Here is a 12,076-nt window from a genome sequence, read left to right on the forward strand (position 1 = left end):
GGAGCCATTGGTCTGGCATTATTCATTTCGTTGAAACAAAGATTACAAATGGAATTCTTGAGGGAATTAATAGCAAGGTCCAACTGGCCAAACGACGAGCAAGAGGTTATCGCAATATTAATAATTTTATCAATATGATTTACTTTCTTTGTGGTAAGTTAAAATTCGACTACCCACTGTATTTCACATAGAGCCGAAATTTATAAACCCTGCTGTTGTTGCATATAGGCATTAAGTCTCATGTCGGAATGAATAATATGCTTCCCCCATTCTGCTACAAAACCCTGTACTTCATTTTGATTCCAATTATCGTCATTAATTTTGTGTTCCATATTGGTTAATTTTTTAAAAAATCTTATTGTGCTCTTTTTTATGTTCTTTATAAGCAAAATAATTAAGCTTTTTCATTAAGGCTTCTTCCTCGCTAAAATGCTCTTTAACATGCAGGTAAAGAGGCTCAATATTTTGTAGCAGTTCCTTTTTAGTGCGCGAAGAAACTAGTTTTTCTGCAAGGTCAAATAAGTTTTTATGTTGGCTATCGATTAAATCATCACCCATTTCATATTGTTGTTGCCAGACAAAATGACTCATACTGCCTGAACCAGGCTGACTGCTTAAACCATCTTTTCGCCGGTGCAAAGCTATATTTTCTGGTGTTTGTTTATCACTGATTTTATAAACAAAGTTTTTTCTTGCCTGATGATAGGCGTCATTGCCATAAAAGTTAGCGTGCATTTGCGTTAGTTCAAATTATCGATAAGAGGCAAGTGCTTTTTTAGCTTCATCAAAACAACGAGTTTCCGCTTTCTCCGATAAGGTTTTTTTGTAATAAGGCTTTATCGGCAATATATGTCTTAGCTAAGTGCTTCACCTGAGCAACAAAAATTTTATGATTTTTATCCAGCACTTTATCAACAAAACCAATGTGCCATGCTTTCTTGGCACTAATAGGCAATCTTTGTTCTTCGGTTAAGCTAGCCGCCATTTTCTCACCGACACGTTTCGGTAATAAATAAGTCCAATATTCAGAACCAAAAAGCTGCCCCATATTTTTATGGCTCTATGTGAATCCTAGTGGGTAGTCGAATTTTAACTTACCACAAAGAAAGTAAATCATATTGATAAAATTATTAATATTGCGATAACCTCTTGCTCGTCGTTTGGCCAGTTGGACCTTGCTATTAATTCCCTCAAGAATTCCATTTGTAATCTTTGTTTCAACGAAATGAATAATGCCAGACCAATGGCTCCGAACGGTCTTTACAAACTTCATAAATGCTGAGATTTTAGATTTTTCTACTTCTTCACACCACTGCTTTAGAAAGGCTTCAGCCGATACTTTATCGGGCATTGACCATAAGTCATTAAAAAGCTCTTTCAATCGATATGCCTGCCCTAACGTAGGATATAGGTCAATCATTTCAGCTAATGAAACTTCTTGTTTATTGGTTAAGTTTTCTCGGTTCCTTAAAAAAGTATATTTGTGTCCTTTGAGTGCATCATGCTCTTTACGCTCACTAATCCTGACTTGATTCATTGCTTCATTTAATAATTTGACAACATGAAACCGATCGAAGGTTATCTCTGCTGATGGAAAAGCCTCTGCGGCTCCAGCAATGAAGGATGGCGATAGATCCATACTTATTTGTTCAATTTGTTCTTTCTCTACCCCTTTGTTTTCAAGGTGTTCCTGAAGGTTATGCAAAGTGGCTTTACCTTTACCCTCAGTGACAAAAATAACACGAGACTCTTCTAAATCGACACCTAAAGTGACATATTTGTGACCTTTTTTTGAGGAGGTTTCATCTATACCAAGTTGAGTAATGGATGAAACATCATCCGCTATTTTAGCTTTGCCGATCCAGTGATTAAAGATCGTCCAGATTCGCTGTGGATTCACCTTTAACATTTCAGCAACCCGATTGACGGGCATTTCTCTTTCAATCAGTGCCCATGCCATGGCTTCAAATAGCAGAGTGAAACCACTGCCGGGGCGAGCCCAAGGGACTTCTACAGTACGAACTTTCCCGTCCGTTGTTGTGATGCGAGGAACAGAGCAATGTAGATAGCAAGAATGCTCAAAGAAGCTCAAGTGTTGCCATTGCCGATCGACTGTATCATGCACTGGGCAGAGAACCCCCGATTCATCAGCAAAACGGGCGCCTGGTTCAAAACCTATCTGCAAATGAAGTTCATTCTGTTCTAAAATATTGTCGTTTGAAAAGATAATTTCTTCCACTTTCCAAGGCGATTGTAAGCCTAAAGCCATACTAAATAAAGATTCATTATTCATGGTATTATTATCGCACTACCCACTAGGATTCACATAGAGCCAAAATTTTGTACATTATGTGCTAATAGCTTATCGCATACACGGCAACATAAATAGCCGCTTTGCAATGCAGAATCAGGTTTATTCTCCATGTCGCTCTATTAAAGTCCAGATCAAATTTTTATTTAATAATTGTGTTTGTAATGCACTGGTAAATAGCAGAATAATAAAAGCATACAGGCCTACACCAGCCTCTAAGTCAGCATCATCATTTAATTTAATAGCTGAAACAATAATACCCAGCATAAAAATATCTAACATACCCCAATGGTTAAGGCGGTTATACCATTTAAAACTGGCGGCCAGATATTGACTCTTCACTTTAAAATAAATACGCGAGGTAATAAAAATAATCAGCATCATTTTTATCAAAGGAATCAAAATGATGGTCAATAAAACTACAAAACCAATTGCCCAGTTACCAGTATAAAATAAAGTTTGTGTGCAGTTAATCATCGACATGACTTCAGTATTACCAAGCATAGTAAATTTCATAATCGGTAATAATACCGCAGGAAAATAAAACACCAGGCCTGTAAATACACACAAAAAATTATTTCTTATAGATAAGCGGGTAGGATGCTGGATTACATACTGACACCGGGGGCATTGGCTAATATAGCCCTCTTTCACCTGATCAGTATTATCTAGTAATAAATCACATTCTGGGCAGGCGCTGAGATGAGTATGCTTATCTATACTTGATACTGGTTGCATTATCTTGTTTAAGTATGCGTTGTAAGCGTAGCACTAATTCATCTGTAGGGTGTACACGCCACTCATCGCCTAATTGAATACTTGCCTTAGCTGTTGTTGAAAGATAATTGATGACCAGCATGCATTGCCCCCCAGAAAAAGGTTGTAATGTTTCCTGCAAACACTGTATAAAATCAGGTGTCTTTTTTGCTGTTGCGACACTATCCCAATTCAGCATTAAACAGCGTGCAAAACTTTCTCTTGCCTGCTCCAGGCTATATATTTTTTCTGCCGTAACACTTAACTGCCCAGTATAACCATCAATACGGGCTGAGCCTTCAACTACCAACACTTCATCGGTTGTTAATAAATCTTTATACAACTCAAAAGTTTCACTATAGATTGCCACATCGACTCGCGCACTTTTGTCATCTAATGTCGCAAACCCCATATTGCGCCCTTTGCGATCTTGTCGGGTTCTCATGCCGATCAATAAGCCTGCTAGACGAACATCACTTTTCCCCCGGCTGTTTTCGACATTGGCCATTGTTTTAGCAATACTGCCATGAACAATATTCAGCAATTCTGACCAATATTGATCGATCGGGTGGCCTGTTAGAAATATTCCCAGAGCTAGTTTTTCATAGGCTAGGCGCTCTTTTTCTGGCCAGACAGGCACCTTATGTGCGTAATCCTTAACTTCATCATCCTGGCTTTCTGCATTGACGGCTAGCCCAAACAAATCATTTTGCCCCACTGCAGCCATTTTGACATGCCGTTCGGCAACTCTTAACGCGGTAGGTAATTCAGCCATATGACTAGCCCGGTTCTCGTTAAAAATGTCGAAGGCTCCACCTCGAATTAGAGCTTCGAAAACACGGCGATTAACTTTACGCAAATCAACGCGTTTGCATAAATCATATAAGCCGTCAAAAGGACCGTTAACCTCTCTTTCACGCAACAAATCTTCTATTGCCGCTTCACCCACGCCTTTAATTGCACCAATACCATAAACTATCTCACCACCCTCATTGACGGTAAATTTAAGATTAGAAATATTAATATTCGGCGAACTCACGGTTAATTCCATATCCTGGCATTCAGCAATCAGGATAACAATCTTATCGGTATTATCCATATCAGCAGATAATACTGCTGCCATAAAAGCTGCTGGATAGTGGGCTTTTAACCAGGCAGTCTGATAAGCAACTAGGGCATAAGCAGCTGAGTGCGATTTATTAAAACCATACCCGGCAAATTTTTCCATTAAATCGAAGACATAAGTGGCTATTTCTTCATCTATACCATTGGCAATGGCTCCTTTAGTAAAAATGGTCCGTTGTTGTGCCATTTCCTCCACTTTTTTCTTACCCATGGCGCGTCGCAATAAATCTGCTCCACCTAGGGTGTAGCCACCCATTTCACGGGCAATCTGCATCACCTGCTCTTGATATAAAATAACACCGTTTGTTGGCTCTAAAACAGGAATCAGGATTGGGTGTGCATATTCAGCTTTAGCTCCATGTTTGACATTAATGTAGTCATCCACCATGCCTGACTCTAATGGACCCGGCCTAAATAAGGCAACAAGAGCAATAATATCGTCAAAACAATCAGGCTTTAACTTTTTAATCAGCTCTTTCATACCACGAGATTCAAGCTGAAAGACTGCCGTTGTTTCTGCGTTTTTTAATAACACATAAGACGCGGCATCATCTCGGGGAATTTGAGTAATATCAATCAGTGGTTTATTTAATTCGACCTGTTTTTTATTAATCGTCTTTAACGCCCAATCGATGATCGTTAGTGTGCGCAGACCTAAAAAGTCAAACTTGACTAAACCAACGGCTTCAACATCATCCTTATCAAACTGGGTAACTAAATTCCCTCCTCCTTGTTCACAATACAAAGGCGAGAAATCAGTCAGTTTTGTCGGTGCAATGACCACACCACCGGCATGTTTACCTGCGTTTCTAACAGTTCCTTCTAATGAAAGTGCCATGTCCATCAGGTTTTTTACTTCAGCATCATTATCATACAAGTCCTGGAACTCAGCGACATCAGACAGAGCCTTAGTCAATGTCATTCCAATTTCAAAGGGTACCAGTTTTGATAATCTATCGACAAAGCTATAAGGGTGACCTAATACCCGACCAACATCACGGATAACCGCTTTTGCAGCCATTGAACCGTAAGTGATGATTTGCGAAACCTTATCTCGTCCATAATTCCGCGCTACATAATCAATCACTTCATCACGACGATCCATACAGAAGTCAACGTCAAAATCCGGCATGGAAACTCGCTCAGGATTTAAAAAACGCTCGAACAGCAAATCAAACTCTATTGGGTCCAGGTCAGTGATATTGAGTACATAAGCAACTAAAGAGCCAGCACCAGAACCACGACCCGGCCCTACAGGTATGGTATTGTCTTTTGCCCACTGAATAAAATCAGCAACAATCATAAAATAGCCTGGAAAACCCATCTGTACGATGATATCCAGTTCCATTTTTAATCGCTTATCATAAGCGATGCGATTTTCTTCTAATGTACCGTTACCTATTGCCGGATATTTTTCTATACGAGCGTTCAAGCCTTTCTCAGATTCAGCAATAAAAAACTCATCCAGAGACATTCCTTCGGGCACAGGAAAATCAGGTAAAAAGTTTTTTCCTAAAGTTAATTTGATATTACATCGTTTAGCTATTTCTACCGTATTCGCTAAAGCTTCAGGTATATCTGCAAATAACGCTTGCATCTCTTCAGTACTACGTAAAAACTGCTGTTCAGTATAATCTTTAGGGCGACGAGAATCATCAATTACCCGCCCCTGATTAATACATACCCTCACCTCATGTGCGCCAAAACTTTCGCTTTTTATAAAACGTACATTATTTGTTGCGACAACGGGTAAATCCAACTCTGTCGCTAAAGAAACTGCGCTAGCAAGATACTGTTCTTCTTGTTTCCTGCCGACACGCTGTATCTCTAAGTAAAAGCATTCTGGGAACAATTGACTCCAGAATTGTGCTAATTTTCTAGCTCGCGGTTGGTCATCAGCCAATAAAGCCTGGCCTATATCTCCTTCCATCGCACCGGATAAGGCAATTAAACCATCATGGTTTTGCTCTATCCATTCACGACGCAGCATAGGAACGCCAAGATGCTGTCCTTCTTGATAAGCTCTTGATATTAATTCAGTTAAAGTAACATAACCGGCATTATTTTTAACTAGTAAAGTCAGACAAAAAGGTTGAGAGGCATCATCCGGGCTAAAAATATGAACATCAGCTCCGGCAATGGGTTTAATACCTTTGGCCAGTGCCGTACGATAGAATTTGACTAGAGAAAAGAGGTTAGATTGATCAGTAATAGCCACTGCAGGCATGCCTGCTTCTGCTACGGTATTGATCAGTGGCTTGATTTTAACAATGCCATCTACTAATGAATATTCAGAATGTAAGCGTAAATGGATAAATTCAGGCTGCATAAACAAGCACAAAGGTCGAATAGGGAACGAGGGGGTAATAATACCCGAAAGTATGGCGCAGGTTTTGGCTTAGTTAACTCGCAATAAATAACCTACCTTACATAGAAGATATAAACCACGAAAGTCACGAAGAACACGAAAGAAAGACTAATAAAACTGCAGACTTGTTCCCAAACTTCGAGGCTGTGAAAGAATATGTTTTTAGCCTCCCCCCTTGAGAAGGGGGGATCGTATAAACACATATTTCATTGATATTGTATGATTAGTTTTAATATATCAAACCTCCCCTAACCCCTCCTTAACTAAGGAGGGGGATTTTATTGAATACTTTCACAGTCTCTTTGCTTGAAAATACATGGAGCAGCAGCTCTGCTGTGAAAAGTTTTGGTAAGCAGAGCTTACTTGCCATGCATTCCCAAACGGAGTTTGGGAACGAAAGTTTCGTGTCTTTTTCGAGTCTTTCGTGGTTAAATTTTCTTGTAATCAGCATCTTAAGCCAAGTTTCTGGCTGCCCACCTTCAAGTAACAAAATACTATATATTTAAAGACTTGTACTTTTGTTACTTAGAAGCGAATTAGGGCGCTCTGCGACCACCAACCATAGAATAACAAAATCAATCACTTACAATTTTGTTATTCAAGAGTTTTTACAACATAAGCTTAACAGGTGCAAATGTACGACGATGCTGTTCACTTACTCCCAGCTCTGTTAATTTTTCTTTATGTAGTTTAGTTGGATAGCCTTTATGCCTGGAAAATTCATAACCGGAGTAAAGAGAATCTAATATAGCCATTTCCCCATCTCTATATACTTTTGCAATAATAGAGGCTGCTGAAATTTCAGCTACTAATAAATCCCCCTGGATAATAGTTTCTCCGGGGCATTCACTATCCGGATATTGATTACCATCTACTTTTAACCAGCTTGGTTGTACTGATAATGAGTTTACTGCTCGTTGCATCGCAAGTAACGAGGCTTGCAGAATGTTAATTTGATCTATTTCACTAGCTTCAGCCCTGCCAATTACCCAGGCTATAGATTGTTGTTTTATCAGAGAAGATAACTGTTCACGCTTTCTTTCTGTTAATTTTTTCGAATCAGTTAAACCAGTAATAGGCCGTTCAGGATCTAAAATAACCGCAGCCGCAATAACAGGCCCAACAATACAGCCTCTACCTACTTCATCAACACCCGCTATTATTTGCGAATGAGGCATAGCAGGCTTATGACTCAGCGTAAAATACCGCGAGCAACATTACGTAAAAAACTCACCATATTTGAGATTTCATCACACTCACCTGCCAGATCTTCCATCTTTTCAATAGCGTCTTCCAGACGAAGGTTATTTTTATACAGAATTTTATAAGCTTTACGTATTAAGCGAGTAGCTTCAGGACTGCTTCCAGAACGTTCCATACCTACCGAGTTAATACCATGAGGGCGCGTAGGGCGTCCGCCAACCATAACATAAGGGGGTACATCCTGAGTAATGGCACTACCCATCGCAGCAAAACTAAATGTACCAATTTGAGTAAATTGATGCACTAAAGTAAAACCACCTAATATAGAATTGTCACAAAGATGTACATGTCCAGCTAAAGAAGCACCATTTGCCATAATGACATTATTGCCTACAACACAATCATGAGCTACGTGAGTGTAGGCCATAAAAAGATTGTCATTACCTATGCGTGTTTCAGCATGGTCCTGTAATGTACCTCTATGCAGGGTGGCAAACTCACGAATAACATTTCTATCGCCAATAATTAAACTGGTTTTTTCATCTGCATATTTTTTATCCTGAGGGTCTTCACCAATTGAGGTAAATTGGTAGATATGGTTATCTTTACCAACTTTCACAGGCCCTTTCATGACAACATGAGGACCTATGATAGTCCCCGAATCAATAGTGACATCCGCACCAATAATAGAAAAAGGTCCTATTTCGACATCTTCTGCTATCTCTGCGCTTACATCAACTATTGCTTTAGGGTCAATCAATCTTATCACCTACCGCAGCGCAACGAATATTAGCACTGGCAACAAACTCACCATCAACTGTTGCCGTACAATTAAATGACCATATATTTCGTCTACTTCTTTCAAAGACAGCTTCAAGCATTATCTGGTCACCAGGCACTACTGGACGTTTAAATTTTGCCTTATCAATTCCAGTCAGAAAGTAAGTCATACCATGACCTAATTCATCAGGTGATGTTTCTGAAGCCAATAAACCAGTTGCCTGAGCTAATGCCTCAAGAATTAAAACACCAGGAAAAATCGACATATGTGGAAAATGTCCCTGAAAAAAAGGTTCATTATAGGTCACGTTCTTGACCCCTACTAACCTGACACCAGGTTCACATTCAACGACTTTATCAATCAACAAAAATGGGTACCGATGAGGAAGAAATTCCTGAATCTGTTTAATATCGAGTACTGTTTCCAATTTAACAACCTTTTTAACTTAACTAAATTAAAACTTTAAAACAAATTTATATTGATAATAATGACAGGATTTACTGATATTTTTATATAAATCATATTTCAAAACATGAAATAAAACGAAACAAAACTTAAATAATTATAGTACGTTTCGTATTTTATCTTTTCAGAAATCCTTCTTGAGCCCAGTTAGGATCAGTAAAGATTTTCTGTATGTATACTTCGCACAGCCACGCGAAGTATAGCAGCGAGCAAAATAAATCCTGTTAAGGCACTGTTGAGAGCTTCGCTTGTACTTTATCGGTTACATCCACTTTGTCGCTGGCATGGATAACACCTTCCGTTAGCAACAGATCGTAATCACCTTCTTCAGCTAAAGCTTTAACTGCTTCGATGATTCTATTTTGCATTTTACCTAATTCTTCATTCCGACGAATACTAAAATCTTCTTTAAATTCTTGTTGCGCACGTTGAGCATCTCTACGCTTAGAAATAATTTCACGTTCTAAGTCGCGCTTTTTTGATTCTGTCATCGTAAGACCATCTCTGGACAGCCTTTCTTCTAAATTTTTAATGCCTTTTTGCTGCGCGACTAATTGTTTGTCCTTAGGAGAAAACTCTTTTTCTAAGCGTTTTTTAGCCTCGGCAGCCTGCGGAGCATTTGCCATTAACAGTGGTATGTTGACAACTCCTATTTTAATTTCTGCCTGGGATAATTGACTTATCATAAGTAATCCCATAAAAACAGCTAATCTTTTTAACATTAACATTCTCCATATCACTATTCAAAAAAGCAAAACTCAGTGGCGCATTATAACTGTATCTATTAAAAAATGAGAGCCTTTCACCGAGAATTTAATCAAATTTATTGCTTAAATGCTGTCGCAGAAGATAAATCACCCTTATCAAACCCCATTTAATCGCGAGACAACTTACTAAAACAGCTACAGACAGAGTTATAACCCAGAATTTCAGATAACCTGAACTCGCGGTAGTTACTTGATACTATTTTATACCTCGTCATTCCGGCAGAGCCTACCCCAAGCGAAGGCTCTGCGGGTATGACGGGGTGATTGGTACATTATGTAACTTGGTTCTGATGCATGAAACTGTGCATTATGGTCTCACTATATTATCTTGATAATTTCCATAAGGCTTTGATTTTATTATGCTGAGATCAGGTGTTCTGAATTTATAGATAACAATTTCACTATCACCCCAAGGAAGTATTGATAAAATTAATTAGGTTCATATACCTACAAGATAATTCATACATTATTTCTTGCTTCTATCTCAGACTGGTTTGTACATTTAGTTTATTGAGTACGAAGATAATGGGAGGTCATTCTAAAAATAACCGGGCTCAATAATACCAATGCTATAAGGTTTGGAATAGCCATCAAACCGTTTAAAATATCTGCGACTAACCAGACTATTGTAAGTTTACTCATGGCACCCACTGGAATTGCACACAGCCATAAGAAACGGTAAGGCCAGATCACTTTAGTACCAAACAGATATTCAGCACAACGCTCTCCATAATAACTCCAGCCTAGAATAGTGGTAAATGCAAACACCACCAGACCTAGAACAACCACATAACTTCCGATACCCGGTAGGCTGGTTTCAAACGCCAGTGTTGATAAAGCAGCGCCATTTACACCACTAGACCATGCTCCACTCAGAATAATCACCAGGGCTGTCATCGTGCAGACCAGAATGGTATCGATAAATGTACCTAGCATAGCTATCATGCCTTGTTGTACAGGATCATTTGTTTTTGCAGCCGCGTGAGCTATGGGCGCACTACCAAGCCCAGCTTCATTTGAAAATATACCTCGTGCAACACCAAACCTAATAGCTGCCCATACAGCCGCACCAGTAAAACCTCCTACAGCAGCCGTTCCAGAAAATGCCCCTTTAAGAATTAAACCTAATGCGTGTGGAATTTCCTGGTAATGCATAAAAATGACTACTAAAGCGCAAATAATATAACTAATTGCCATAATTGGAACCAGTCCTGCAGCAACCTCAGCAATACGATTAATCCCCCCCAGAATAACTACCGCACTAAGCAAAGTTAAAATAATCGCGGTATATAGAGGTGGCACTTGAAACAAGGTTTGAACTGCATCAGCAACTGAATTTGCCTGCACCATATTACCAATCCCAAATGCAGCAAAAGCACCGAAAAATGCAAACGCAACAGCAAGCCAGTTCCATTTTCCTTTCAGGCCATTTTTAATATAGTACATGGGGCCGCCAACATGTAGACCCTGATCATCAGTTTCACGATATTCAACGGCTAATAGTGCCTCAGCATATTTAGTCGCCATACCAAATAATGCTGTTAGCCACATCCAGAATACAGCCCCCGGACCTCCTAACGCTATAGCTGTCGCGACACCTGCGATATTTCCAGTTCCAATAGTAGCTGATAATGCCGTCATCAAAGCCTGGAATGGAGTTATATCTCCTTCCTGATCAGACTTTCTTCCTTGCCATAGCATAATTATGGCTGATGTAACTTTACGAAAAGTAAAAAACTTTAAACCGAATGTTAAGTAAACACCTATCCCTAACAACATTGCCAACATAAATACGCCCCAGACCTGGGAGCTGATTTCATTCAAAATAGTTTCTAATTGTTCCATTATGCTCACTTATTTCTTTAAAAATTTCAATGCTACGGGGTGGAGAAATTAGGTTTTAATACAAACTAAGGGAGACGGAAATAAATAACCGTCCAATTTTTAAACGTTAATAAGCTAGATTCAATAATCTTTGTGGATAATTTCGACTACCCACTTAACAGGAAATATTGCGGTAGGGTGCGCATCGCGTACCTTTCAGAGCTGCTATAGTTTCTCTGAAATTTCAAGTTGAATTAGTCGTCTAATTTTGGATGGTTTAATTTTTCCATTTCCCTAATTGAGTGTAATAGTTGATATTACTTAACCGGTGGCGGCATTTCTTCAAAAGCAGGAATACTTTCATCCATAAAATCCCATTGCGGCTTACTTTTGTTATAGACAATCGCTGAAAATCATGGAAACGGAGCTTAGCGAAGTGGTGATTTTTAGTCCCTGATAGGCGACAGGGCAATTCG

General features: G+C 39.1%; 13 protein-coding genes. 1 reads left to right on the plus strand and 12 read right to left on the minus strand.

Annotated features, from left to right (window positions below):
- On the plus strand, positions 1–191 hold a 191-nt coding region (locus CDZ78_RS13975; RefSeq protein WP_140414072.1), incomplete at its 5' end, for a transposase.
- Positions 192–200: 9 nt separating this feature from the next.
- Here CDZ78_RS13975 and CDZ78_RS23840 read toward each other — a convergent pair.
- From CDZ78_RS23840 to CDZ78_RS22710, 12 genes are all read right to left on the minus strand, one after another.
- The gene (locus CDZ78_RS23840; RefSeq protein ID WP_280175586.1) at positions 201–332 is read right to left on the minus strand and encodes a hypothetical protein; all 132 of its coding nucleotides are present in this window, start codon (positions 330–332) and stop codon (positions 201–203) included.
- Between the two features lie 13 nt (positions 333–345).
- The gene (locus tag CDZ78_RS13980) at positions 346–735 is read right to left on the minus strand and encodes a bacteriohemerythrin (protein WP_087870562.1); all 390 of its coding nucleotides are present in this window, start codon (positions 733–735) and stop codon (positions 346–348) included.
- 49 nt (positions 736–784) lie between these two features.
- On the minus strand, positions 785–1,048 hold the full coding sequence (locus CDZ78_RS13985; RefSeq protein ID WP_087870563.1) for a Clp protease/crotonase-like domain-containing protein: 264 nt from the start codon (positions 1,046–1,048) through the stop codon (positions 785–787).
- 12 nt (positions 1,049–1,060) lie between these two features.
- On the minus strand, positions 1,061–2,293 hold the full coding sequence (locus tag CDZ78_RS13990; protein WP_087868574.1) for an ISL3 family transposase: 1,233 nt from the start codon (positions 2,291–2,293) through the stop codon (positions 1,061–1,063).
- Between the two features lie 120 nt (positions 2,294–2,413).
- A complete protein-coding gene (locus CDZ78_RS13995; RefSeq protein ID WP_087870564.1) occupies positions 2,414–3,049 on the minus strand; it encodes a paraquat-inducible protein A in 636 nt (211 codons plus the stop codon).
- A complete protein-coding gene (gene dnaE / locus CDZ78_RS14000; protein ID WP_087870565.1) occupies positions 3,024–6,521 on the minus strand; it encodes a DNA polymerase III subunit alpha in 3,498 nt (1,165 codons plus the stop codon). Before dnaE ends, CDZ78_RS13995 begins: the two co-directional genes overlap by 26 nt.
- Positions 6,522–7,168: 647 nt before the next feature.
- Entirely contained in the window at positions 7,169–7,738 is a 570-nt protein-coding gene (rnhB, locus tag CDZ78_RS14010; RefSeq protein ID WP_087870567.1) for a ribonuclease HII, read from the minus strand.
- A 14-nt stretch (positions 7,739–7,752) separates the two neighbouring features.
- The gene (lpxA, locus tag CDZ78_RS14015; protein WP_087870568.1) at positions 7,753–8,523 is read right to left on the minus strand and encodes an acyl-ACP--UDP-N-acetylglucosamine O-acyltransferase; all 771 of its coding nucleotides are present in this window, start codon (positions 8,521–8,523) and stop codon (positions 7,753–7,755) included.
- Entirely contained in the window at positions 8,516–8,971 is a 456-nt protein-coding gene (fabZ, locus tag CDZ78_RS14020; protein WP_087870569.1) for a 3-hydroxyacyl-ACP dehydratase FabZ, read from the minus strand. The genes lpxA and fabZ overlap by 8 nt, the downstream gene beginning before the upstream one ends.
- A 262-nt stretch (positions 8,972–9,233) precedes the next feature.
- Entirely contained in the window at positions 9,234–9,731 is a 498-nt protein-coding gene (locus CDZ78_RS14025; RefSeq protein WP_087870570.1) for an OmpH/Skp family outer membrane protein, read from the minus strand.
- A gap of 552 nt (positions 9,732–10,283) precedes the next feature.
- On the minus strand, positions 10,284–11,621 hold the full coding sequence (locus tag CDZ78_RS14030; protein WP_087870571.1) for an alanine/glycine:cation symporter family protein: 1,338 nt from the start codon (positions 11,619–11,621) through the stop codon (positions 10,284–10,286).
- Positions 11,622–11,877: 256 nt separating this feature from the next.
- The coding region (locus CDZ78_RS22710) for a hypothetical protein (RefSeq protein ID WP_211200771.1) at positions 11,878–12,076 on the minus strand (199 nt) is incomplete at its 5' end.

It is taken from the genome of Bathymodiolus platifrons methanotrophic gill symbiont, assembly GCF_002189065.1.
In the GTDB taxonomy this organism is placed as follows: domain Bacteria; phylum Pseudomonadota; class Gammaproteobacteria; order Methylococcales; family Methylomonadaceae; genus Methyloprofundus.

Bases quoted from the DNA above. Each gene is read 5' to 3' on its own strand.
- CDZ78_RS23840 (WP_280175586.1), bottom strand. From the start codon at position 332: ATGGAACACAAAATTAATGACGATAATTGGAATCAAAATGAAGTACAG.
- CDZ78_RS13980 (WP_087870562.1), bottom strand. From the start codon at position 735: ATGCACGCTAACTTTTATGGCAATGACGCCTATCATCAGGCAAGAAAA.
- CDZ78_RS13985 (WP_087870563.1), bottom strand. From the start codon at position 1,048: ATGGGGCAGCTTTTTGGTTCTGAATATTGGACTTATTTATTACCGAAA.
- CDZ78_RS13990 (WP_087868574.1), bottom strand. From the start codon at position 2,293: ATGAATAATGAATCTTTATTTAGTATGGCTTTAGGCTTACAATCGCCT.
- CDZ78_RS13995 (WP_087870564.1), bottom strand. From the start codon at position 3,049: ATGCAACCAGTATCAAGTATAGATAAGCATACTCATCTCAGCGCCTGC.
- dnaE (WP_087870565.1), bottom strand. From the start codon at position 6,521: ATGCAGCCTGAATTTATCCATTTACGCTTACATTCTGAATATTCATTA.
- rnhB (WP_087870567.1), bottom strand. From the start codon at position 7,738: ATGCCTCATTCGCAAATAATAGCGGGTGTTGATGAAGTAGGTAGAGGC.
- CDZ78_RS14025 (WP_087870570.1), bottom strand. From the start codon at position 9,731: ATGTTAAAAAGATTAGCTGTTTTTATGGGATTACTTATGATAAGTCAA.
- CDZ78_RS14030 (WP_087870571.1), bottom strand. From the start codon at position 11,621: ATGGAACAATTAGAAACTATTTTGAATGAAATCAGCTCCCAGGTCTGG.